The sequence below is a fragment of the Stakelama marina genome (genome assembly GCF_018122655.1).
Classification (GTDB): domain Bacteria; phylum Pseudomonadota; class Alphaproteobacteria; order Sphingomonadales; family Sphingomonadaceae; genus Sphingomonas; species Sphingomonas marina.
The window spans coordinates 238,073-261,601 of record NZ_JAGRQC010000001.1 but is presented as its reverse complement, the minus strand read 5'-3'; the positions used below and the strand labels follow the sequence as shown (position 1 = coordinate 261,601).

The 23,529-nt window shown below is 64.8% G+C and carries 23 protein-coding genes, 1 tRNA gene and 1 pseudogene; 16 read left to right on the top strand and 9 right to left on the bottom strand.

Annotated elements, in window-relative coordinates; all coding sequences use genetic code 11:
- Positions 1 to 189 precede the first annotated feature (189 nt).
- Both J7S20_RS01185 and aat read left to right on the top strand, forming a co-directional pair.
- Entirely contained in the window at positions 190 to 567 is a 378-nt protein-coding gene (locus J7S20_RS01185; RefSeq protein ID WP_284052405.1) for a hypothetical protein, read from the top strand.
- Between the two features lie 141 nt (positions 568 to 708).
- Positions 709 to 1,455, top strand: coding sequence for a leucyl/phenylalanyl-tRNA--protein transferase (gene aat / locus J7S20_RS01180; RefSeq protein ID WP_284053368.1), 747 nt, complete (start codon positions 709 to 711; stop codon positions 1,453 to 1,455).
- Positions 1,456 to 1,490: 35 nt separating this feature from the next.
- Here the strand turns inward: aat and J7S20_RS01175 are convergent.
- The 6 genes and pseudogenes from J7S20_RS01175 to J7S20_RS01150 form a co-directional block, all read right to left on the bottom strand.
- Positions 1,491 to 1,724, bottom strand: a pseudogene (locus J7S20_RS01175) (DUF2155 domain-containing protein); the annotation flags it as partial.
- 224 nt (positions 1,725 to 1,948) lie between these two features.
- Entirely contained in the window at positions 1,949 to 2,341 is a 393-nt protein-coding gene (locus J7S20_RS01170; RefSeq protein WP_284052404.1) for an NADH:ubiquinone oxidoreductase subunit NDUFA12, read from the bottom strand.
- A 49-nt stretch (positions 2,342 to 2,390) separates the two neighbouring features.
- A complete protein-coding gene (locus J7S20_RS01165) occupies positions 2,391 to 3,389 on the bottom strand; it encodes an alpha/beta hydrolase (RefSeq protein ID WP_284052403.1) in 999 nt (332 codons plus the stop codon).
- Between the two features lie 86 nt (positions 3,390 to 3,475).
- Positions 3,476 to 3,982 (bottom strand): DUF192 domain-containing protein, encoded by a 507-nt coding sequence (locus J7S20_RS01160; protein ID WP_284052402.1) that lies wholly within the window; start codon positions 3,980 to 3,982, stop codon positions 3,476 to 3,478.
- A 5-nt stretch (positions 3,983 to 3,987) separates the two neighbouring features.
- The gene (locus tag J7S20_RS01155) at positions 3,988 to 4,569 is read right to left on the bottom strand and encodes a cold shock domain-containing protein (protein WP_284052401.1); all 582 of its coding nucleotides are present in this window, start codon (positions 4,567 to 4,569) and stop codon (positions 3,988 to 3,990) included.
- Positions 4,570 to 4,635: 66 nt separating this feature from the next.
- The gene (locus J7S20_RS01150) at positions 4,636 to 5,166 is read right to left on the bottom strand and encodes a regulatory protein RecX (protein WP_284052400.1); all 531 of its coding nucleotides are present in this window, start codon (positions 5,164 to 5,166) and stop codon (positions 4,636 to 4,638) included.
- Between the two features lie 121 nt (positions 5,167 to 5,287).
- Between J7S20_RS01150 and J7S20_RS01145 the strand changes: the two genes are divergently transcribed.
- From J7S20_RS01145 to J7S20_RS01135, 3 genes are all read left to right on the top strand, one after another.
- A complete protein-coding gene (locus tag J7S20_RS01145) occupies positions 5,288 to 7,054 on the top strand; it encodes a fatty acyl-AMP ligase (RefSeq protein ID WP_284052399.1) in 1,767 nt (588 codons plus the stop codon).
- Positions 7,055 to 7,128: 74 nt separating this feature from the next.
- Positions 7,129 to 9,498 carry a putative bifunctional diguanylate cyclase/phosphodiesterase gene (locus tag J7S20_RS01140; protein ID WP_284052398.1) on the top strand — a complete coding sequence of 790 codons (2,370 nt, stop codon included), beginning with the start codon at positions 7,129 to 7,131 and terminating at the stop codon, positions 9,496 to 9,498.
- 60 nt (positions 9,499 to 9,558) lie between these two features.
- Positions 9,559 to 9,634: transfer RNA gene (locus J7S20_RS01135), tRNA-Trp, on the top strand.
- Positions 9,635 to 9,696: 62 nt separating this feature from the next.
- On the opposite strand, the gene J7S20_RS01130 is transcribed toward J7S20_RS01135, so the two are convergent.
- The gene (locus J7S20_RS01130) at positions 9,697 to 9,828 is read right to left on the bottom strand and encodes an entericidin A/B family lipoprotein (RefSeq protein WP_284052397.1); all 132 of its coding nucleotides are present in this window, start codon (positions 9,826 to 9,828) and stop codon (positions 9,697 to 9,699) included.
- Between the two features lie 234 nt (positions 9,829 to 10,062).
- Here J7S20_RS01130 and secE point away from each other — a divergent pair, with 234 nt between their 5' ends.
- Both secE and nusG read left to right on the top strand, forming a co-directional pair.
- Positions 10,063 to 10,260 carry a preprotein translocase subunit SecE gene (gene secE, locus J7S20_RS01125; RefSeq protein ID WP_284052396.1) on the top strand — a complete coding sequence of 66 codons (198 nt, stop codon included), beginning with the start codon at positions 10,063 to 10,065 and terminating at the stop codon, positions 10,258 to 10,260.
- A 14-nt stretch (positions 10,261 to 10,274) separates the two neighbouring features.
- On the top strand, positions 10,275 to 10,811 hold the full coding sequence (gene nusG, locus J7S20_RS01120; protein WP_284052395.1) for a transcription termination/antitermination protein NusG: 537 nt from the start codon (positions 10,275 to 10,277) through the stop codon (positions 10,809 to 10,811).
- Positions 10,812 to 10,904: 93 nt separating this feature from the next.
- Here the strand turns inward: nusG and J7S20_RS01115 are convergent, their stop codons facing one another.
- Positions 10,905 to 11,684, bottom strand: a complete 780-nt coding sequence (locus J7S20_RS01115) for an SDR family oxidoreductase (protein ID WP_284052394.1) — start codon at positions 11,682 to 11,684, stop codon at positions 10,905 to 10,907.
- An 854-nt stretch (positions 11,685 to 12,538) separates the two neighbouring features.
- On the opposite strand from J7S20_RS01115, the gene J7S20_RS01110 reads away from it, so the two are divergent.
- On the top strand, positions 12,539 to 13,441 hold the full coding sequence (locus tag J7S20_RS01110; RefSeq protein WP_284052393.1) for an OmpA family protein: 903 nt from the start codon (positions 12,539 to 12,541) through the stop codon (positions 13,439 to 13,441).
- A 70-nt stretch (positions 13,442 to 13,511) separates the two neighbouring features.
- Here the strand turns inward: J7S20_RS01110 and J7S20_RS01105 are convergent, their stop codons facing one another.
- Positions 13,512 to 15,368 carry a M61 family metallopeptidase gene (locus J7S20_RS01105; RefSeq protein WP_284052392.1) on the bottom strand — a complete coding sequence of 619 codons (1,857 nt, stop codon included), beginning with the start codon at positions 15,366 to 15,368 and terminating at the stop codon, positions 13,512 to 13,514.
- A 249-nt stretch (positions 15,369 to 15,617) separates the two neighbouring features.
- Between J7S20_RS01105 and rplK the strand changes: the two genes are divergently transcribed.
- From rplK to J7S20_RS01065, 8 genes are all read left to right on the top strand, one after another.
- A complete protein-coding gene (rplK, locus tag J7S20_RS01100; protein ID WP_284052391.1) occupies positions 15,618 to 16,049 on the top strand; it encodes a 50S ribosomal protein L11 in 432 nt (143 codons plus the stop codon).
- A 4-nt stretch (positions 16,050 to 16,053) separates the two neighbouring features.
- Positions 16,054 to 16,746: a 50S ribosomal protein L1 gene (rplA, locus tag J7S20_RS01095; protein WP_284052390.1), complete on the top strand. Its 693-nt coding sequence runs from the start codon at positions 16,054 to 16,056 to the stop codon at positions 16,744 to 16,746.
- Positions 16,747 to 16,889: 143 nt separating this feature from the next.
- On the top strand, positions 16,890 to 17,873 hold the full coding sequence (locus tag J7S20_RS01090) for an MBL fold metallo-hydrolase (RefSeq protein WP_284052389.1): 984 nt from the start codon (positions 16,890 to 16,892) through the stop codon (positions 17,871 to 17,873).
- Positions 17,874 to 17,984: 111 nt separating this feature from the next.
- Positions 17,985 to 18,626, top strand: a complete 642-nt coding sequence (locus J7S20_RS01085) for a peptidylprolyl isomerase (RefSeq protein ID WP_284052388.1) — start codon at positions 17,985 to 17,987, stop codon at positions 18,624 to 18,626.
- Between the two features lie 54 nt (positions 18,627 to 18,680).
- Positions 18,681 to 19,757: a phosphatase PAP2 family protein gene (locus J7S20_RS01080; protein WP_284052387.1), complete on the top strand. Its 1,077-nt coding sequence runs from the start codon at positions 18,681 to 18,683 to the stop codon at positions 19,755 to 19,757.
- A gap of 60 nt (positions 19,758 to 19,817) precedes the next feature.
- The gene (locus J7S20_RS01075; protein WP_284052386.1) at positions 19,818 to 20,246 is read left to right on the top strand and encodes a DUF2946 family protein; all 429 of its coding nucleotides are present in this window, start codon (positions 19,818 to 19,820) and stop codon (positions 20,244 to 20,246) included.
- A 94-nt stretch (positions 20,247 to 20,340) separates the two neighbouring features.
- Complete coding sequence (locus J7S20_RS01070) at positions 20,341 to 22,509, top strand: TonB-dependent receptor (RefSeq protein WP_284052385.1); 2,169 nt, start codon at positions 20,341 to 20,343, stop codon at positions 22,507 to 22,509.
- A gap of 3 nt (positions 22,510 to 22,512) precedes the next feature.
- Complete coding sequence (locus J7S20_RS01065; RefSeq protein WP_284052384.1) at positions 22,513 to 23,190, top strand: energy transducer TonB family protein; 678 nt, start codon at positions 22,513 to 22,515, stop codon at positions 23,188 to 23,190.
- The last annotated feature ends 339 nt before the right edge of the window (positions 23,191 to 23,529 follow it).

Here is a 23,529-nt window from a genome sequence, read left to right as displayed (position 1 = left end):
GCGTGCGATCAACCGCCGTCGCACCCGATAGCCATAGCCGCACGAACGCGCCGATTCGGACCGATTTCAGGGATTTGCACCGAAATTACTTCGCGTCGAGCGCAACTTGCCGCGCCGCACAACGACATTTTATTACGAGGCACAATGGGTATTGACGATTCGTGCTGCATAAGCGAAGCAGCGCGCGTCATGAAAAAGACCCTCTTTACCCTTTGCACCGCACTGGTGGCGCTCCCCCTCGCCGCCTGCAACCACAAGCCGGAAGTCGTCGATACCCGGGCTCCGGACCCGATGAACGATGCGCTCCAGAACGCCGCGCCAGTCGAGCTCCCGCCGTCGATGACGGCGAGCAAGAGCTTCCGTTGCTCGGACAACAGCCTCGTCTATGTCGACTTCTTCTCGGGCGGCAAGGAAGTGCACTTCCGCGAAACCAAGGACGGCAATTCGGCGGTCCTGAAGGCGAACGACGAAGGCGGTCCGTGGACCGACGGTTCGGTCACCGTAAAGGGCGATCAGAACTCGATCACCTATACCAAGGACGGCAAGTCGCTGACCTGCAAGGCCTGACCGCGATACCAAGCCAGTTTGAAAATGGGCCGGTGCAGCGATGCGCCGGCCCTTTTCTGTTGCGCGGATGCTTGCATGGCGCGGTCTGCGTGGGGCATTCTCGCCGGTGATGGAATATCGGCAATTTCGTGGTCGGCCGGCATGACGACGCCCTTGCAGGAACTCGATCCCCAACTGGTGTTACGCGCCTATGCGATGGGCGTGTTTCCGATGGCCGACCACCGCGAGGCCAGCGGAGTCTATTGGGTCGAACCCAAATATCGCGGGATCATGCCGCTCGACCGCTTCCACCTGTCGCGCTCGCTGCGCAAGACGATCGTCGGTGAGCACTTCCACGTCACCGCCGACCGCGCCTTTGGCGATGTCATCGCGCTATGCGCCGAAAGCGCCCGCGACCGGCCCGACACCTGGATCAACGGCTCGATCGAGCGCGTCTTCCTGCAACTGCACGACGCAGGCTTCGCCCATTCGGTCGAATGCTGGGACGGCGATCGGCTCGTCGGCGGGCTGTACGGCCTCGCGCTCGGCCGCGCCTTTTTCGGCGAAAGCATGGTCAGCCGCGCGCGCGATGCGTCCAAGGTCGCCATCGCATGGCTCGTCGCGCGGCTGAAGGTCGGCGGTTTCACCCTGCTCGACTGCCAGTTCCAGACCGATCATCTCGCGTCGCTTGGCGCGGTGGAAATTCCGCGCGACGATTATGTCGCGTTGCTGGCCTCTGCGCTGGGCGATGCGTCGGGCGAAGGCTCCGCCGGGGCCGCATCGGTCGATGCCGATTTCTTCGCGCTCGATGCACTGGGCGAGGATGCGACGCGCCCTGCCGAAGGCGATTCGGTAGCGGGACCGGTTTCGGGGAAGGTCATCGCACAGCTTTTGGGCCACACGTCATAGATCGGATCGATGACGACGTTGAGCGACGGCCGCTCCTTGTAGAGCCAGCCCGAAAATATCCGTTTCCAGCTATCGTCGGTCTGATGGACATCGACCTGGACGAACGCGCCGGTATAGGTCTGCGGCTCCCACGGCGCGGTGCGCTCGCATGCGCGCAGCCGGACGACGACATCGCCCAGCCGCGCCGCCTGACCCGGCTTCAGCTTGATGTCCCGGCTCTCGCCATTGCGCTTGTTGAGGACGCCCAGCACCGCCACGCGGTCCTTCATCGGCGTCGCGCCGCGATTGGGATCGTTCTGCGTATCGACGGCAATCGTGGCGACATCTTCGGAGGTGCTGCCGCGGTCGAGGACGCCGCCGCTATCATCGGCGGGCGCGTCGGACGTGATCGTCGTGCGGTCGCTGCCGCCCCAATGCTCGACGCCCTGCCAGATACCGACGCCGACCAGCGCGGCCGCAATCGCACCGCCCCCGGCCAGCATCCATTTGCGGTTCACGCGTCGGGGCTCCACGCCTCATAGTCGCCGGTGGCGCGCGCACGGTGGCCGCCCGCCTCAAGCGCGCCGGGCGGGCGATAGGCAAGCGCGGTTCCGGTCAGGTTGGGCACTGCCGGCTTCTGCCATTTGCGCACCGGCACGGGGGCCTCGTCGGGCGTTTCTTCGATATGGTGGTGCAGCCAGCTGAACCATTCGGGCGGCACGCGGCTGGCGTCGTTGGAGCCGCTGTAGATTACCCAGCGGCGCGGATTGCCGGCGGTGTCCTTGCCGCCTTCGTAATAGACGTTGCCGAGCGAGTCTTCACCGACCCGCTTCTTGCCGCGCAGTCCGAACATCGTGCCCCAGCTTGCGCCGGTCCACCAGGTGAATGGATTCAGATTCATGCCCATGGCCGCGCCGATTACCGCGTGTCCGCCGCGCGGGCAACTGTCCTTCGCGTCAATCTTCGCCGGGATGTGCCTTGATATAGGCGGCGACCCCATCGACCAGCCCGTCCGCGAGCGGCAGATCGGAATTGGCATATGTCGCCAGATTGGCGGCGCGCGCGTCCGACGCGACCGATTTCAGGACATGGTTCATGTCGGGAATGACAAGCGTACCCGCCCCGGGCTGCGCCGCGGTCAGCGCGTCGAAATCGGGTTTCGTGACCTGTATGTCGCGCGTGCCCCACACGATCAGCAGCGGCCCGTCATATTTCGCCGCCAGCCTTGCCGGATCGTAGTGGAACAGGTCGATCTCATAGTCTTGCACCGCCGGATTGAACATGCGCGCCACGACTGGGCTCATGCCCGACACGTCGACCGTCCTGCCCGCTTCGAGCGAATCGATCGCCTTCATCGCGTCGGGTACGATGGCGGCGGCTGCGGGATTCGAACGAAGCTGCTCGCGCATCACCTCGCCGATCGGTCGACCGGCACCCTCCAGCGACACGAGACCGCACAGATGATCCAGCTTCTGCCCCGCGGCCAGCGCGACGAGCGCGCCCTCGCTATGCCCGATCACCCAGACGCACGGCGCGCCGGTGCGGTCGCGGATGCGCGACACCCATGAAGCGACATCATCGACATAGGCCCCGATCGTCACCTTGTTGGCATCGGCGATCGCTGCCTTGCTGCCGAACATTCCGCGCTTGTCGATACGAACGCTCGATATGCCCCGCGCCGCCAGCCCTTGCGCCAGCAGCTTCAGCGAACCGGCCCTGACGCCCATCGGACTGTTACCGTCGCGATCGGTCGGCCCCGACCCGGGGATGATGAGCGCGACCGGCGCGCCCTTGCCCGCATCGATCTCGCTTCCCTGCAACGCGCCATCGGGACCGGGCGCCTCGATCGTGCTTTCGGCGGGCGCTTGCTGCCCAGCCTGCGCAGCGCATGGCACCGCAAACATCGCCATCGCAAGCAGCATGGCGCCGCCTGCTCCACGTCCGTCGAACACCATCACCGATCTCCCGAGTCGCTCGAATTGTGATATCATAATTATATCAAACGACCGATGCAGGCAATCGGCGACGGGAAATGTTGAGGTCAGCCGGCGGAATGGTCCCAACTGACCTTGTCGCCCTCGGCGATACCAAGCTCGGAACTGCGGCCACCGCGAATCTCCAGCACCGCGCCCACCGGCTCGCCCGAACTGATCGGCGTCGTGTCGAACGGAACCGCATTCTCGGCAATTCGCGCGATCGTGCCGTCGGCGCGAATGAAGATGATATCGAGCGGGCTCGGCGTATTCTTCATCCAGAAACTTGCTTCGCGCGGGGCGCCGCCGCCGGCCGGATAGGGCCAGAACAACATCCCGAAATCGTCGGCCAGGTTGCGGCGGTACATCAGACCGCGCTCCTGCTCCGCGGCGCTTTGCGCCAGTTCGACCTGAAAGACATGCGCGCCGTTCGCGCTCTTGATCGTCAGCGGTATCGCCTTCGCCGTCGCGGTGGCGTCGTTCGCGGCGGCGGTCGTGCCGTCATTGGTGCATCCTGCGCACAGGCCGAGGAGCGCGGCCGAAACAGCCACGACGAATGTCCGGGGCATGGTCATGATGTTCAGTCGATCCTTTCAATCGCCACTGCGAGCGGCCCCTTGTCGCCTTCGGCGATGCGGGCGCGCAAGGGCTGATCGGGTTCGACCTCCTCGATATCGGCGCCGCGCAGCGTCTCCATATGCACGAAGATGTCGCCCGGCACTTCATCGCCGACCAGGAAGCCATAGCCCTTCAGCCGGTTGAACCACTTCACCCGGACATCCTGGAATGGCCCCGCGCTGTCGGCGAGTTCGTGCCGTTCGGACCGGTGCCCGCCGGCGCGAGAACGCGGCTGCTCGACGGCGTCGCTCAGATCGATCGACAGGATCTGCCGCGCCTGATAGCCGCGCTGACGCGATACCGCCTTGCATTCGACATGCGCGCCTTCGGGCAACGACCGGCAGCCATGTTCCTGCAATATCGAGAAATGCACCAGAACGTCGCCGATATCGTCATCCTCCGCGACGACGAATCCGAAGCCCCTGGTGATATCGAACCATTTGACGCGACCTGCCACCAGCACGCCATCATCAGCCGCATCGCCCTTGTCCGACGACGCGCCATCATCATAGCAATTGGCCGCAACCTGCGAATCCACACGCATGCTTCTAACTCCCCCCGCAGGAGTTTTAACACAGGATTGCGCGCACGGGCAAATCCGCCTTCAATTTCAAGGATCGAGCAGAAAAGAGCAATCCTCGCCCGGCGCGAGCCGAACCAGCGTCCGGGCAATTTCGAAGCCGTGCCCTGCACGCACCATGGCGGCAATCTGCTTTTCCTGCGTCGCCCGGTCGGCTTCTTCCGCGCCGAACGGACCGATCCGCCGCCGCCTCGCGAACGCGATCGCAGTTTCCGCCGCACGCTCTTCGATTTCGGGCGTCAGCGCGTCTGCATCCTCGCCCTCGATGCCCGCCTGGCGCAACGCCATCGTCACCCGGCGCGCGCCCAGCCCGCGCCGCGCCATCGACCGCGCCCGCGCTTCGCCGAAGGCGCGGTCGTCGACATAGCCGAATTCCGCAAAGCGCGCGACGATGCCGTCGATGTCGGGCGTGCCATCCTCGAAACCGCGCTCGGTAAGCTTTCGCGACAGGTACCCGGCCAGCTTCGCGCGCGTCGTCGCATAGCGCTCGACATAGCGCAGCGCGAGTTTTTCGAGCGTTTGCGCGGTCAGCGGCGGCGGTTTTCTGCGGGTTCGGGACATGCGCCATGTTTGTGCCACAGTGCCAACCGATTTTGAACGTCAGTGCGTACCAGATGGCTGGGGATTCGATCCACAACGGCCCGTTCGCAACCAGGGGCGCGAGAACAAGATTATGACGACGATGGTTTCAGAAGTGAAAACGGCAAAGGACGGCGCCACGGCCGCGCTTTCGCCGACACCGACCGCCGATGCCCTTCCCCGCCGTTTCGCGGATTTCGCGACGGTGCCGGAGGCGCTCGAATATGCCGCGCGCGGCGTCCGGGGACTGAACTTCCACGATCCGCGTGGGACGCTGACGCGTCCCTATCCCTTTTCCGAGCTGCGCGAAGATGCGCTGAAACAGGCCTATCGCCTGATCGCCGCCGGGGTGAAGCCCGAGGACCGGATCGCGCTGATCGCCGAAACCGTGCCCGAATTCGCAGCGCTGTTCTTCGGCGTGATCTATGCCGGCGCCTGGCCGGTTCCCCTGCCGCTGCCGACCAGCTTCGGCGGCCGCGAATCCTATATCGACCAGCTTCGCGTCCAGCTCCAGAGCTGCGATCCGCTGATGCTCGTCTATCCGGCAGAGCTTTCCGACTTCGCCGGTGAGGCGGCCGCCCAGTGCGGCATTCGCGGCATCGACTGGCAGAGCTTCGCCGAGACGGAGGCCCCGGCCGCGCCGCTGCCGGAGGCAAAGCCCGACGACATCGCCTATCTGCAATATTCCAGCGGCTCGACGCGGTTCCCGCACGGCGTCGCGATCACCCACCATGCGCTGCTCAACAACCTCGCCGCGCATTCGCACGGAATGGAGCTTGTCGATACCGACCGCTGCGTTTCATGGCTTCCCTGGTATCACGATATGGGGCTGGTCGGCTGCTTTCTGTCGCCGGTCGCCAACCAGGTTTCGACCGACTATCTGAAGACCGAGGATTTCGCCCGCCGCCCGCTGGCGTGGCTCGACCTCATCAGCCGCAACAAGGGCACGACGCTCAGCTATTCGCCGACCTTCGGCTACGACATCTGCGCACGCCGCATGTCCAGCCAGACCAAGGCGTCCGACCGGTTCGACCTGTCGCGCTGGCGCGTCGCGGGCAACGGCGCCGACATGATCCGCCCCGATGTGATGCAGAGCTTCGTCGACGCGTTCGCCGATGCGGGATTCAAGGCGTCGGCCTTCCTGCCGAGCTATGGGCTGGCAGAGGCGACGCTCGCGGTGTCGATCATGCCGCCGGGCGAAGGCATCCAGGTCGAACTGGTCGAGGAAACCCAGCTTTCCGGCAGCCAAGCCGATAATGACGACCGTCCCCAGCGTTTTCGGGCGATCGTCAATTGCGGCCGACCGGTCCGCGATATGGAGGTCGAGATCCGCGAGGAAGACGGCACCCCGCTGCCCGAACGCGCGATCGGCAAGGTCTGGTGTCGCGGCCCGTCGGTCATGGTCGGTTATTTCCGCGATCAGGACGCGACCGATGCGTGCATGGCGGACGGTTGGCTCGATACCGGCGACATGGGCTACATGTCCGACGGCTATGTCTATATCGTCGGCCGCGCCAAGGACATGATCATCATCAACGGCAAGAATCACTGGCCGCAGGACATCGAATGGGCCGTCGAACAATTGCCGGGGTTCAAGGCCGGCGACATCGCCGCCTTTGCGATCACAACGCCGGGCGGAGAGGAAACCCCGGCGGTACTCGTCCAGTGCCGCACGTCGGACGATAGTGAACGTTCGCGCCTGCGCGACGATATTCGCGAACGCGTCCGGTCGATCACCGGCATGAACTGCGTCGTCGAACTCGTCCCGCCCCGTACCCTCCCGCGCACCAGCTCGGGCAAGCTCAGCCGGGCGAAGGCGCGCAACCTGTATCTCGCCGGAGAGATCAAGCCCTACAGCATCGCCGCTTGAGTGGCGGTTACGGCAAGCCCGGAAATATCGGCGAAATTTGTGCAAGCATAACCAAGCGCTAACCTAGGCCGGTTATGTCGGCTGGCGTGACCAACCATGCCAGAACCCAATTCGCCGACACGCGAGTCGATTCGCTCGCGCTGTTGGGCCTTCGCGAACCGCGCGGAACCAGCGACTGGGGGCCGGTTCGCGCCGCCCAGCTCAACGCGGCCGGCCAGCTCGCACTGTTCGCCGTTGCGGCCAATGCCGTGGCGGCGGCACTGGTCGTGCTGCTCTTCAGCCGCGCCGTCCCGCTGTTGCAGCTTTATGGTTGGGGAGCGCTGGTTGCGACGGTCGCGACCGCCGTCGCACTGCGCCGGCTGTCGGTGCGCAAGCACACGACCGAAACCGCCACGCTTGACCGCATTCGCGACACCTGGCTCGACGGCGCGGCGCTTGCGGCCGTATGGGCGATACCGCCGCTCGCATTCGGGCTGTCCGCCGATACCGGCGCGATATTGGGCCTGACCGTCGTCGTATCGCTGTTGATGACCGCATCGGCCATGGCAATGGCGGCGCTACCGCTGGCGACGATCCTGTTCCTGTCGGTGGTCGGCGGCGCGATGGCATTTCTGTTCTTCTCCACGGCCAGCCTTACGCTTGCCGCAACGTCGCTCGTCTTCACGCTACTGCTGGCGACCGCCTGCTTCGAACGCGGCAAGGCGCTGGTGACGCTGCGCGCCAATGAAATCGCGCTAGCGGAGCGCGACGAAACCGTCAGCCTGTTGCTCCGCGAGTTCGAAGATGCCGATGCCGACTGGTTGTGGGAGATCGACGCGCAGCGCCGCGTCGTGCGCGCAAGCCCGCGCTTCGCGCGGTCGATCGGCGTCGATCCGACGACCGTCAACGGCCGCTCGTTCCTCGAAATCCTCGCGGGGCCGACATGGGAAAAGGGCAATTTCGCCGCCGGTCTGCGCGACCTTTCTAAAAAGCTCAACGCGCGCGAAAGCTTCCGCGACCTCCTGCTTCCCGTATATGTGGAGGATCAGGAGCGCTGGTGGGAAATGACCGCCAGCCCGCGCTTCGACGACAGCGGCTCGTTCATCGGATTCCGCGGCGTCGGCTCCGACGTGACCGAGGCGCGCGAGTCGGCGGACAAGATCAACCGCATGGCGCGCTATGACACGCTGACCGGCCTTCCCAACCGCCTGCTCATCAACGAAACGCTCGCAGGCGCTATGGCCGAGGCCGAGAAATGGGGCACGCGCTGCGCCTTCATGATGATCGACCTCGACCGGTTCAAGGCAGTCAACGATACGCTCGGCCACCCGATCGGCGACCGCCTGCTCAGCCGCGTATCGCAGCGGCTGTCGCAGCTGATGACCGAAAACGAGATGATCGGTCGGCTGGGCGGCGATGAATTTGCCGTCGTCGTCCGCGACGCGCGCGATACTGCGGCGATCGACCGTCTCGCGCGGCAGATCATCGACGCTCTGTCCGCCCCCTATGAGGTCGATCAGCACACCCTCTATATCGGCGCCAGCGTCGGCATTGCGATCGGCCCGCGCGACGGCCGCACCGCCGAAATGCTTATCCGGTCGGCGGATCTTGCGCTGTACCGGTCGAAGGATGCGGGCGGCGGCGTGTTCCACGCCTATGAACCGCAGCTCCATGTCGAGGCAGAGGAACGCCGCGTGCTAGAAATCGCGCTGCGCAGCGCGCTCAAGAACGATCAGTTCCACCTTCAATATCAACCCGTGGTGGAGGCCGGCAGCGGCGCGCTGAAGGGCTTTGAAGCACTGCTGCGCTGGACGCATCCCGAATATGGCAACATCCCGCCGTCCAAGTTCGTGCCGCTGGCCGAGGATGCGCGCCTGATCGCGCCGATCGGCGAATGGGTTTTGCGCACCGCCTGCCACGAAGCCGCCAGGTGGAACGACTCCACCCGCATCGCGGTCAACGTCTCGCCCGAACAGCTCCACAATCCGAACTTCTTCAACCTCGTCACGCAAACGCTGGCGCAAAGCGGGCTGCATCCCGACCGGCTCGAACTCGAAGTCACCGAAAGCGTGTTCATGCACGAAGGAACCTGCGCGGTTCAGGTGCTCGACAAGCTCATCGATCTCGGCATCCGGCTGTCGCTCGACGATTTCGGCACCGGCTACTCCTCGCTCGGCTATCTGTCGCGCACGCGCTTTTCTACGATCAAGATCGACCGCAGCTTCGTGCAGGGCGCATCCAAAAACGAGCGCGAGGCGGTCGCAATCATCCGCGCCGTGGTCGCGCTGGCGCAGAGCCTCGGCATGGGCACGACCGCAGAGGGCGTCGAGACCGAGGAAGAGCATCAGATGATCCAGCAGCTCGGCTGTACCAAGGTGCAGGGCTATTATTTCGGCCGCCCGCTACCGGTCGGCGAAGCTCGCGCGCTGGCGCAGCGCCATGGGCGCGACAGCGCTGCCGCCTGACAAGCATCGCAAGACCCTCTTGCCCCCCGGCCCGCGTATCGCTACAGCCCGCCTCCGCACAGGAGTGTAGCTCAGTTGGTAGAGCATCGGTCTCCAAAACCGAGGGCCGCGGGTTCGAATCCTGCCACTCCTGCCATTTCCCGCAATAGCATCAGCAGAAACCGCAGCGTTTCGGCGCCGCGTGCGCCAACCGCCGCGCTATTTCGCGCCGTTGGCGGTCTTGGCGACGGTGTTGCCCACCGACTGGACGTCGCGACCGACACCCTCGATCGTGTTGCAGCCGCTCAAGACGACCGCTCCGGCGATCAGCAACATGGCCCATGCGCGCATCTCTGGTAACCCCTAGCAAGCGTTGAGATGCTTCTATCTACCCGCTTCGGCGACGCGGGCAAGATAGCACGCAGCGCCGCGCGATCTGGCGGCTTGCACCGGTCGCCGTTAATCGCTAGATGCCGTTTCCAATCCGACAGCGTGGATGGGCCGCGCCGGTTTCTTCCATAAAGAACCGGGCAGCGGCTCTATGCCCCGCGGCCGGTACCGATTTGAACGAGAAGAGTGCGACAAGTGGCGAAGACCTCTCCCGTAGAATTCATGCGTCAGGTCCGCGCAGAGACCGCCAAGGTGGTCTGGCCGACGCGGCGCGAAACGATCATGACCGCGGTCATGGTGATGATCATGACCTTCATGCTGGGCGTGTTCTTCCTCATCATCGATTCGGGCTTCGACGCGATCGTCAAGGCCCTGTTGTCGCTGGCCAATTAAGAGAAGCGGAGCACATGTCGCGCTGGTACATCATTCACGCCTATTCGGGCTTCGAGAACAAGGTTCGTGACGCGATCATGGCCGAGGCCGAGCGCATGGGGCTCGAGGCGCTGGTCGAGGAGGTCGAGGTACCGACCGAAACCGTGACCGAGGTTCGCCGCGGCAAGAAGGTTCAGTCCGAACGCAAGTTCTTCCCCGGCTATGTGCTGGCGAAGCTCAACATGAACGACGACGTCTATCACCTCGTCAAGAACACGCCGAAGGTGACGGGCTTTCTCGGGTCGAGCGGCAAGCCGCAGCCGATCAGCGAGGCAGAGGCCGCGCGCATCCTCAACACCAAGGAGGAAGCCGCCGCCGCGCCCAAGCAGCAGGTCAAGATCGACTACGAGATCGGCGACTCGATCAAGGTGCTCGAAGGCCCCTTCGCCAGCTTCAACGGCGTCGTCGAAGAACTCGATTTCGACAAGTCCAAGGTCAAGGTGTCGGTGTCGATCTTCGGCCGCGCGACGCCCGTCGAACTCGATTTCGATCAGGTCGAACGCTCCAAATAAGCCCGCGACCGACGCGGCAGCGATCATCGAAAGACGGGGCGGACGCGCAATCGGCGCGCCACCCCGTTTCTGTTTGAGCGCCGGACGATCGGCTCAGCCCGGCGATGCCGCCGATCCGGCCAGAAGGCCGCCATCGATCGTCAGTTCGGCCCCCGTCACATAGGCAGCCTCGTCGCCCGCGAGCATCAGCGCGACCGCGGCGACCTCCTCGGGCATGCCGAACCGCTTCAGCGGCGTATCGGCGACGAGCGCCGCCATACGCTGCTCCCGGTCCGGCCCCATCCCCAGCATCGGCTCCCACATCGGCGTCAGCACGGCGGCCGGATGGATCGAGTTGCAGCGGATCTGCCATCCCTGCTGCGCGCAATAGAGCGCGACGGTCTTGCTGTGGTTGCGGATCGCCGCCTTGGACGACGCATAGGCCGCGGCCAGCGGGATGCCGACCATGCCGGAGCGCGACGAGATGTTGATGATCGACCCGGTCCCGCGCGCTTTCATCGCGCCGATCGCATAGCGACAGCCCAGGAACGTGCCGTCGAGATTGATGCGATGCACCGCACGCCAGTCGTCGAGGCTCGCATGTTCGGGATCGTGTGGCACCGTCCCCTGCTCGAACCCCGTAACGCCCGCATTGTTGACGACGATGTCGGCGGTCGGAACGCACTCGGCCAGCCGCTGCCAGTCGCGCTCCTCGCCTATATCGAGCCGCTCGAATTCGCACCCGATCTCTGCGGCGGTCGCCGCACCCGCAGCCTCGTCGCGGTCGGTCGCGACCACGCGAGCGCCCTCTTCATGGAATCGCGCGGCGATCGCACGACCAATTCCCCGCGCGGCGCCGGTGACGACGCACGTCTTGTTGTTCAGTTTTCGCATGATGTTCTCGAACCAGAGATCCAGATCGGCGGATCGCTCCACCGGTTACGGCTTACCGCGTCAGCGGTTGCACTGGATCATTTCGAAAACTCCCGAAGCAAGGCGCGACCTCATAGCCGCAAGCGCGCAGACAGGCAAATCACGCTGCCCGCGCTGTAAAGAACCGGCAAAGAACCGAGGCGAAAACCAGTACGCCAAGCGTATCGCTGGACCAATCGCCCCCGTTATCCGTCGCGACCGGTGACCTTTTTCCTCGCCGCGACACCGATCGCGCCAAGTGTCCCCAAAGTCCCGAGTGCGCAAACCGACAGCAGCACTATTGTTGCTTCGTTCATCAACCTCTCCCTACCGGGTTCCCGGTTCTTATTGTCCAAGCAGACTGTCGATCTCGACTCGCTTGCACAAGGGTAATTCGTGGCTGCACTGCACAATCGACTTTCAATGGCGCTGAATTGCAGCAAATTGTTTCCGAAATTGAACTTCGTCATCTCGGGTTTCGACAGGAACTCCACGGCACGATTTCGGGTAACGCGCCCCTGTGTGGCCTCGTCATCGAGGCCGCTATTCCTGCTGGGATAGCTCAACTCCGCCCTCTCCACCGCGACCGCGGACTCGCTCCCGATCGCGAATCGAAGCCTGCGGAAGGCAGAGCGATACCGGCGCCGAGAGCCTCCTCTGTCCCGCACGGCCTGCATCCACTCGCCCCGCGATCACCTCGAACCAACCGGGCAAGCGCCGCGAGCGCCGCCACGTTCATCTGCGCGAAAGGTGGAAAATGCGCGACGGGGCAGCGGTCGGGGACAAGCTGCGATCACGCACGCCCGGACCGATTGGTTTTTTGAAGGAGTTCCGCAATGAGTGTCATGTCCAACAGCCCGCGAGCCCTGCTGGTGCTTGCCATGCTCGCCGGCACTGCCGCCCCCGGCCTGGCGCAACCGCTACAGGATCCGTCCGCAATCGATGACCAGGTGACCGTGACGGGCGAACGTCTGCCCGATCCGGCCGAGATGACCGAAGGCCCCGATGTCGAAGGCATCATCTCGGCACGCAACGACGGCAGCATGCAGGTCACGACCGCCGATGGCACCACCAAGGCAATTGCCATCAGCGACGCTACGAAGATCAGGTCCAGCGGCGGTTTCCTGGGCCTCAGCAGTAGCAAGCTTTCGGCGAATGCGCTGATGAACGGCTTGCCGGTCCGCGTCGAGACGCTGCAATCCGGCGACATGCTGCTGGCAAGCGAGGTCCATCTCAAGAACAAGGACCTCAGGACCGCGTCGATGATCCACAATGGCACCGATCAGCAGTTCGGCGAACAGGGCGAGGCGATCGCGCAGAATGCCGCGGCGACCAAAGCGCTGCGCGGCCATGTCGGCGATATCGACCAGTATAACGTCAAGAGCACGACGAACGTGAACTTCGACACCGGCAAGGCGGTGCTGTCTCCCGAGGCGAAGCAAAATCTCTGCACCACCGCGAGCACGGCCGAGAATATGGACAACGCCCTGCTGCTGGTGGTGGGCTATACCGATTCGACGGGCAGCCAGGAATACAACCAGCGGCTCAGCGAAAAGCGCGCCGGCAACGTCGTCAATTATCTGCAGCAGGCGTGCGGCTGGAAACCCTATCGCATGCTGACCCCGACCGGGATGTCCGAAGCGGACCCGGCGGCAAGCAACGCGACGGCGGCGGGCAAGGCGCAGAACCGCCGCGTGGCGGTCAACATCCTCGTCAGCAAGGGTCTCGACGAACTCTGAAGACGCGTGCCGGGGTGGGCTTGTCCCACCCCGGCCTGCCGTCACGAAATTGCCGGGCCGCGGGCGCCCTTTACTTTCCCAGCCACGCCGCGCGGAACGCCAGTTGCGCGGGCGTGACCGTTCCTCCCGCCGCCTCGGCGCGTACGATCTCCAGTGTGGGATCGGCATCGGGCGTCACCGTCGCCCGCTGCTCACCCGCGCGGTTGCGATAGACGACCGTCACCGCCCTGCCCGGCTTCATCGCTTCGAGCGCGGCCTTCCAGTCGTCAGCACTCGCCAGCTTGCGCCCATCGATGCTGACGATCCGGTCGCCGCGATCGAGCCCGGCCTTGTAAAAAGGGCTGCCCGGCGCCGGAATTTCTCCCAGCAGCACCGCGCCGTCCTTTGCATCGACACGCGAAGCACCGACCCAGCCGGCCTTCGGATTCGCCTCGCGCAGGATCAGCCCGGCAGGCTTCAGGAGCGGCGCGAAATCGGGCAGAACGCTCCCGCGCACCGTCGCCGCGAAGAAGCGCTCGGCAAAGGCCTTGTCACCCGTCAGTTCCGCCAGCCCCGCCTGCAGGTCCTTCGGCGCATAGGGCTTCGCCGGTGCATAATCGGTCTGATAGCGCCCGTTCCGCAGCCACATATGGCGCATGTAATCGTCGAGCGTCTTTCCGTATTTCTCGCGCAGCGTCAGGTCGAGCGCGAGCGCGACCACCGCGCCATAGGGATAATAGCTGGTGAAGATGTTCTCGTTGACCGGGTCGATCGCCGTCGCGGCATCGACGAAGGGCGCACGCAGGCTCATTTCCTGCGGCGATCCGTAATGCCTGCCGGGCGCGTTGATGATGTAGCTCAGCGTTCCGCCAAGCTGCTTCAGATAATGGTCGGTCGAACTCAGCCCCGCGCGGCGGATCATCAGCGGCCCGTAATATTGCGTGAAGCCTTCGGCGAACCACAGCGATGGCGTCGGATCGGCCCTGGTGAAATCGAACGGCTCCAGCCCCTGCGGCCGCAACCGCTCGACATTCCATGCATGGGTGAATTCGTGGCTGGCGGTATTGATCTGCGAATAATCGCCGTCGGCCAGCGATCGTGGCTGGCTGATGAAGGTCGAATCGCGGTGCTCCATCCCGTCGCCCGAAATCTGCGGCATGTAATCGGCGATGAAGGTATAGGTGCCGAAATCGAGCGGCGGCGGCCCGCCGAACACCTTGAAATGCTGCTGGATCAGCGTTTTCAGCATGTCCGCGAAATGATCGACGGCGGCCGCGTCGTCCTCGCTGTGCACCGCCAGGCGGAAGGTATAGTCCTTGCCGTTCGCCGCGGGCACTTTCCACGTCCGCATCCGGAAGTCCGAAATCTCGGTCGGGCTGTCCATGAAGAATTGCAGGTGCGGCGCCCAATAGGTGTTCGCCGCCCCCTTCGCCGCTGGCATCTGCGTCGCGACCTTCCAGTCGTCCAGCGGATGATAGGTGACGCGGATCGGCCGGTCGTCATAGCCCTTCGCCCACATGAAGGTCGCCGGCATGTTCAGATGCGCGTGTGTCGGGTCGATCTGCGAATAGGTGCCGCCGCCGCGATCGCCGTACAGCGTATAGGTGACGGTAACCGCGCCGCCCTGTTGCGACACCTTCCAGCTATAGGGATCGTCGCGCTCGATCGGCAGCGGCCGCCCCTTCGCGTCGGTCGCGGTCACCGAATAGACATTCTTGGCGAATTCGTGGAGCGCGTAACGACCGGGCGACGACCGCGCCATGCGGAACTCGACCGTTCCGGGCTTCAGGTCGCGATAGGTGACGCTGATCCGCGCCTCGTGATGCACGGCGTTGGGAAAGCTGACATCGTAACTGACCGGCGCATCCGCGCCCGGATCGCGCGCCTGCGCCTGCGCCGTACCCACCGCCAGCGCGAGCACCGCCGCCGTTCCCAGAAACCGTGTCATCCTGTACCCTCCCGATCGCGACCGGCCACCGTCATAGGCGAGTGATACGGCACAGGTCCAGCGGTGCGCGGCACGGGCCTGCGGGACTTGCGAACCGCGCCGCTTTGCGCTAAGCGCGCGCCCTTCCACGGCACAGTTCATGGAAATCCGTGCGGGAGATTGCCGTCAGGCGATCGCCTGGACCGCTAAACTTGAAACTGGCCGGGTGCGGCATTCGCTGCGCGCGGCCCGTCAACAGAGTGAGACATCATGGCCAAGAAAATTTCGGGCTATATCAATTTGCAGGTGCCCGCCGGCGCCGCAAACCCCTCTCCGCCGATCGGCCCCGCGCTCGGTCAGCGCGGTGTCAACATCATGGAATTCTGCAAGGCGTTCAACGCCGCGACCGGCGACCTTGAAAAGGGCGCGCCGATCCCGACGAAGATCACCGTCTATGCCGATCGCAGCTTCTCGTTCGAAACGAAGACGCCGCCCGCCACCTATCTCATCAAGAAGGCGATCAACCTCAAGTCGGGCTCGAAGGAGCCGGGCAAGGCCGTCGCCGGCAAGATCAAGCGTTCGCAGCTGGCGCAGATCGCCGAGACCAAGATGAAGGATCTGAACGCCAACGACATCGAAGCGGCGACGAAGATCATCGAAGGCAGCGCCCGCGCGATGGGCCTCGAAGTGACGGAGGGCTGATCCAATGGCAAAGCTGACCAAGAAGCAGAAGGCATGGGACATCGACGGCGAAAAGCTGCACGGTGTCGACGAAGCCATTTCGCTGGTGAAGAAGAACGCCACCGCCAAGTTCGACGAGACGATCGAGGTCGCGCTGAACCTCGGCGTCGATCCGCGCCACGCCGACCAGATGGTCCGCGGCGTCGTCAACCTGCCCAAGGGCACCGGCAAGTCGGTCCGCGTCGCGGTGTTCGCCAAGGGCGCCAAGGCTGACGAGGCCAAGGAAGCCGGCGCGGACGTCGTCGGCGCCGAAGACCTGATGGAGCAGATCCAGGGCGGCAATATCGATTTCGATCGCTGCATCGCCACGCCCGACATGATGGGCGTCGTCGGTCGCCTCGGTAAGGTGCTGGGTCCCAAGGGCCTGATGCCGAACCCGAAGCTCGGCACCGTGACGATGGACGTGAAGAAAGCGGTCGAGGACGCCAAGGGCGGCCAGGTCGAATACCGCGTCGAAAAGGCCGGCATCATCCATTCCGGCATCGGCAAGGCGAGCTTCTCCGAAGCCGATCTGCGCGAGAATTTCGACGCGCTGGTCGATGCGGTCGTCAAGGCCAAGCCCTCGGGCGCCAAGGGCAAGTACGTCAAGAAGATCGCGCTCTCGTCCTCGATGGGACCGGGCGTAAAGGTCGACACGACCGAGGTCGCGGCGGCGTAAGCCTTTACCCAACCGAACAGCGAAGGGGCCGGGAAGCGATTTCCGGCCCCTTTTCTTGTGCGCCCGACACCCGCAACCGGCTGTGGATCATTCGCGGGCAAGCCTCTACCGTACCCGTGACACGAAACGGGGAGCCGACACAGATGCCGCGCACGAAGCCGTTACGAACCGCACTCGCAACCGCCGCGGCGGCGGTCACGCTCGCCAGCGCCCCGCTCTCCGCCGCGGATGCGCCCGCCCCGCTGCCCTTCACGCTCAAACAGGTCGGCCCCGGCGTCTATGCCGCGATCGACGGGCCGAAGGGCAAATCGGGCTCCAATGCGGGCTTCGTCATCGGCGACGACGGCGTGCTCGTCATCGACAGCTTCTTCCATCCCGACGCAACGAAAAGGCTGGTCGAACAGATCCGCAAGCTGACGCCCAAGCCGATCCGCTACGTCGTCGATACGCATTATCATATCGACCATGTCGGCGGCGACGCGGTCCTGCGCCAGGCCGGCGCGACGATCATCGCGCACCGCAACGAACGCGCCTGGGTGCGCACCGACAACCAGCATCTGCTGGGCGATCGTCTGACCCCGGCGCTGAAGGCAACGATCGAGAAGCTGCCGCTGCCCGACATCACCACGCGGCACCGGATGACGGTCTGGCTGGGCAGCCGCAAGGTCGTGATCGAACCCGCGCTCGGCCATACTGGCGGCGACCTGATGGTCAGCGTTCCGGACGCCAATGTCCTGTTCTGCGGCGACATTCTGTGGAACCACGTCTCGCCCAACATCATCGACGGCAATGTGACCGACTGGATCGCGACTACCGACCGCCTGCGCACCGCTCCCGACGCCGGCACGATCACGTTCGTGCCAGGACATGGCGATATCGCGACCGCCAGCGACATCGCGGCGTTCGAAGGCTATCTCACCGACCTGAAAACGCTTGTCGGACGCGAACGCAGCGCGGGACTGTCGGGGCAGGCGCTGGTCGATGCCGCGATGCCAGCTTTCCGAAAGAAATATGCCGACTGGCCCGCATTCAGCTATTTCGCCCCGCTGCAACTCAAATTCATGGATCAGGAGCTTTCAGGCACGAAGCGGGTGCCGAAGCCCGTTCCCGCCGGACCCGCAGACTGACCCAGCCGCAGCCCGGGCTGACGCCCCGCCCCGGTTCAGCGAGGCGAAAACCGCCGCGCGCTATCGTCCGGCGACTGGACCTGCCCGCACCTGCCCCATAAACGGACCGCGATGCTCAAGACCCTCTATCTCGCCCTCGCCGTGCTCATTCTCGGCGCCGCCGCCCCCGCGCTTGCACAGGACACCGTGCATGTCCGCATCGTCACCAGCGCCGGACCGGTCACGCTTGCGCTCGATGCCAAGCACGCGCCGAAGACGGTCGCCAATTTCATGAAATATGTCGATGACGGCCGGTTCGTCGGCACCGAATTCTACCGTGCATCGCGGCGCAAGGGCGATGCGAAACATGGGTTCGTGCAAGGCGGCATCGCCCGCGACGCGCGCCGCATCCTGCCCTCGGTCCCGCTCGAGCCGACCAGCCAGACCGGCATCCACCACACCGACGGAACGATCTCGATGGCGCACGGGGCCGACCCCGATTCCGCCGATGGCAATTTCTCGATCATGGTCGGCGACAATCCCAGCCTCGACGCGCGCGGCAAATATCGCGGCTTCGCGGCGTTCGGCCATGTCATCAAGGGCATGGACATCGTCCGCCGCATCCTCGCGCTGCCGACCGGCGGCGGACGCGGAGAGATGCGCGGTCAGATGATAAAGCAACCGGTAAAGATCATCCGCGTCGATCGCCTCGACGGCACCCCGCATCCCACCGGCGGCCCCAAACCCTGGCTCATCAACATCCGGCGCCACTGACGCATCGTCACGGGCCAAAGGTTTCTTAACCACGATCCGCTATCGCTCCGGCCCATGTTAGAATCGCTGCCCGGCCCCGTCCGCGCCGCTATCGCGCCGCTCGCCATCACGCTGCTGTTCGTGGCGATGGTGGTGCCGAATCCGGCAATCCGGTTGGAGCATTTCGTACTCATCGCCGAAAACCACGTGTCGCGAAACTATAACGTCCTCGCCATCGCCCTTGTCGCGGCAATCCCGGCTTCGCTCGTCGCGCAGATCGCGCGCGGCCGCACTGGCGAACGTCCATTGGCGTTCCTCGTTCGCGTCATTCAAGAACGCTGGCACCAGGATCGGCTGCTCTCCTTCGTGCTTCCACCATTCTCCTTTGCACTTCTGCTGAGCGCGTTCACCAGCTTCAAGCAATGGATACTTCCGGGTGCCGGCTTCGACATGGACTCGACCTTTGCCGATATCGGGCGACTAATCTTCCTCGGCCGTGACGGCTGGCAGGTTACCCATCTGCTGCTGCCATGGCCGATCGCGACAAAGGTCTTCGACGTGGCCTATCTGATCTGGTTCGTACCGATGATTCTCTTCGTGCTGCTCAGTGGTTTCCTGCCACTCCGCATCCGAACCCGCTATCTGATCGCGTTCACGCTCGTCTGGATCGTGCTCGGTACGGTCATTGCCTATCTGCTGCCGAGCGCCGGCCCCTGCTATTTCGAAACCTTCCATCACTCCGACCGCTTTGCACCGCTGCTCGATACGCTGAGCGCGCAGAACACGGCGCTCGAAACCAGCTACGGCTGGAACCTGCTGGCGCTGAGCGGTCAGGCCGAACTGCTGCAGGGCTATCAATCGCAGACGGTGATGCTCGCCGGCGGAATTTCGGCGATGCCTTCGCTACACGTCGCGATGGCCACGCTCTTCGCTTGTGCGGGCTTCGCACTGTGGCGACCGCTCGGCGTCGGCCTCACGCTGTTCGCACTGATAATCTTTATCGGTTCGGTTCACCTCGGCTGGCATTATGCCGCCGACGGTATCGTCGCGGCCATACTCACGCTCCAGATCTGGAAGGTGGCGGGTTTTGCGACCACCCACCTGCTCCGCGAAACACCGGCAACAATGACGGCGGAACCGCAGCCCGCCTGACGGGCGGGACAATTTGTCCATATTGTCCGCCGCGCCGGGTCTGCGTATTCGCCGCGAACGATGGGAATAGCCGATTTCCGCAAGGGTATGCTCAACGCCGCGCTGATGGTCGCGGCGCTGGCGGCGCTTGCCCTCAACGTGGCCGTTCCTCCCGGCTTCATGCCCGCGCGCGTCGCCGACGGATCGACGCGCGTCGTCATCTGTACCGGCTATGGTCCGCTCACCGCCGAAATCGGCGCTGCGTCGATGCCGGGAATGCACGCCGCCGCCGATCACGGAAAGCATCATGACGGATCGGGCGCCGATATGCGCTGCGATTTCGCGGGCCACTCGGCGCCGTCGGTGCCGACCGTTCCGGTTGCGCTGCTCACGACCGTCCCGCCCGCCTATCCGGTGTTCCACCCGCTACGCGGCGCCGGCCAGGTGCCGGGGCGCGGCATGCCGGCGCCACCGCCGCCCAGCCGCGCACCACCGATGCTCATCGCCTGAAACTTCGTGACGGCCGGTCCCGCATCGGTCGCCTGACCATTTCTGCCGCCCGGTGCGCATGTGCCGGTTGCGGCGCGTATGAGCATGGAACCCAATGACAATCTTCACCACGCCGCGCCTTCGTGCGCGCTCGCTCTGCCTTGCCGGCACCGCATTCGTTTCGATTTTCGCCACCCCCGCCTTTGCGCAGCGGGCGACGGCGCTTCCCGACATCGACGTCGCGTCGGATGCGCTGCCGCCCGCGACGCCGCCCGGCGCCAGACGCATTACCCGCGACGACCTCGACCGGCAGGATATGGGGAGCAGCGACACCGCGGATATCCTCGCCCGCCTTCCCGGTGTCAGCGCATTCGGCGCAGGCGGCGTTTCCAGCCTTCCGGTCGTTCGCGGTCTCGACAATGGCCGCGTCGGCATCCTGATCGACGGGATCAAGGTCGATGACGCCTGCCCCAACAACATGAATCCGCCGCTGTCCTATACCGATCCGCAAACCGTATCCGCGATTACCGTGGTCACCGGCGTTTCACCGGTCAGCCTTGGCGGAGACACGATCGGCGGCAACATCCTCGTGGAAACCGCCCAACCGAAATTCGCGCAATCGGGGCGCACGCTCGTCACCGGCAATGTCTCGACCTTCTACCGCTCGAACGGCGATGGTTTCGGCGGCGCGGCCAGCGTTACGGCGGCAACCGATCGGGTCAGCCTCACCTATGACGGCAGCTATACGCAGTCGGACAATTACGAAGGCGGCGGCAACGACGGCATCGTCCGCTCGACCGAATATGCCAAGACCGACCACGCGCTCACCCTCGCCGCGCAGACCGGCATCGGCCTGTTCCGCGTACAGGGCGGGATCCAGCGCGCGCCTCGCGAAGGCTTTCCCAACCAGCGGATGGACATGACCGACAACAGGTCATGGTTCCTGAACGGCCGCTGGCAGAACTGGTTCGCCTGGGGCGATGTCGACCTGACCGTCCACTACCGCGACACCGATCACCGCATGAACTTCCTCGCCGACAAGGGCGGAACCGCGAATGGCGGCATGCCGATGAATACAGAGGTTCACGCCGCCGGCTACACGCTGAAGCTCTCGCTCCCCGTCTCGGCGCGCGACACGATCCGGGTCGGCAGCGAGTTGCACCATCAATGGCTCGACGATTACTGGCCGCCGGTCGGGGGCAGCATGATGATGGGGCCGAACACCTTCGTGAACGTGAACGCCGCGCATCGCGACCGGCTCGGCACCTATGCCGAATGGGAAGCGAACTGGGCCGACGGGCTCACCAGCACCATCGGCATCCGCAACGATCAGGTCTGGATGAACACCGGCGATGTCCAGCCCTATGGCACCGGCATGATGCAGATGGCCGACGCGATGGCGGCGGCTGCGTTCAACGCCGCCGACCATGCGCGGCACGATAGCAACTGGAGCGGAAGCGCACTCCTCCATTATCGGGCATTGGACGGCGTCGCGCTCGATCTCGGCTATGCGCACAAGGTCCGCTCGCCCAACATCTACGAACGTTATGCCTGGGGCCGCGGCACGATGGCGAGCAACATGATCGGCTGGTTCGGCGATGGTAACGGCTATGTCGGCAATCTGAACCTTGCCCCCGAACGCGCCGACACGATCAGCGGCGCGGTGACGTTCATCGGTTCGGGCGGCACGCCATGGTCGCTGAAGATCGCGCCCTGGTTCACGCATGTCGCCGACTATATCGACGTCGTGAAACTCGGTGATGTCCGCAACATGATGGGTATGCCGACCGGCTTCGTGCAGTTGCAGTTTGCCAATCGCGAAGCGCATTTTTACGGGCTGGATGTCTCGGGCGATGTCGCCCTGTGGCAAGGCACGGACGGCGCCGCCGCGCGGATGAGTTTCGGCGCGAGCTGGCTTCACGGGCAGAACCTAGCCGATGACGATCCGCTCTATCACCAGATGCCGTTCAACGCCTCGGTAGCGCTCGATTATGCGAACGCCGGCTGGGACGCGCATGCAGAGATACAGGCGGTCGCCGACAAGACGCGCGTCGATCCCACCCGCGTCGAGCCGAAAACCGACGGCTATACGCTCGTAAATCTGGGCACGGGCTATACGTGGCGTGGCATCCGGCTGGGCGTCGAGGTCGCGAACCTGTTCGACACCGCCTATGCTCCGCCGCTGGGTGGACAGTCGCTCGGCGACCTGAAGGCAACGGGCATCCTTCGCCCGGTTCCCGGACGCGGGCGAAGTTTCAACCTGTCGCTGTCGGCGAAGTTCTGACGCATGTCCGGCGATCCAGCGAGCCGCTATCGTCCGCCCCGAGCGCAAGTGCGCGGCGCGACGGTCGCCGCTGCCGCGCTCGCGGGATTGTCGGCATTCGTCCTTTTTGCGGCTCCCGCACCCAACCCTGCGGCTCCGCAAAGCGCCGCGCTGAAAACCTTCGATGTCCTGCCCGCCGAAAAGCCCGCGCCCCTGCCCGCCCCCCAGCCCGAATCGGTGCCGACCAAGCCCACCCGGCCGGTCCGATTGCGGGAGAGCACCGCTTCGCTCCCAAGGCGGACCGAAGCACCATCAGTTCCTCTGACAGCCCCGCATCCGCCACTTCCCGATGCTGCGCCGCCCCTCGACATCAGGCTGCCTGCCGCGCCGCTGCCACCGCCACCACCGCCGCCTCCCCGCGAGCAAGCCGATAAATCGGCACGCGACGCCTATGCCCGATCCCTATGGCAGCGCATCGCGGCGCGGCGCCCGTCGGGCGTGCATATTCCCGGCACCGCCGAACTCACCTTCAGTCTCTCCGCATCGGGGGCGCTGGAACGGGTCTCGGTCACCGGGGCCAGCGGCAACGCAGCACTCGACCGGCTGGCGCTGCGGACCGTGCGCCGCGCTGCGCCCTTCCCGGCCCCGCCTGCGGCGCTTGGCAGAGAGCCGACCTTCACCATCGCCTTCCGCTTCGACTGAGCGGAAACATCTTTCCTACACGCACCGACCCGTGCCAGAATCGCGCGCGCTCTTTGACCTGTCCGAAAACGCTCCCGACCGAAGCGCAACGATATTTCGTCGCAGGGCAAGTTTCGCAAAGGATGAGCGCGAATAGTGTGAAGCCAAGCGCTCGGCCACCCCGCCATTGACTTTGCGTCGATTCGCGCTAAATGCCGCGCTTCGTCGGATCGGGTTCGCCCGTCCGGCAGCCGTCCGAGACAGCAGGTGGGCGCTTCGCCCTTAATCTCCTGCCAAGACGGGGAAGAGATTTACCGATCCGCTTTCCAGACCGGAAGGCGTCGGGTCCAGCCAGGGACA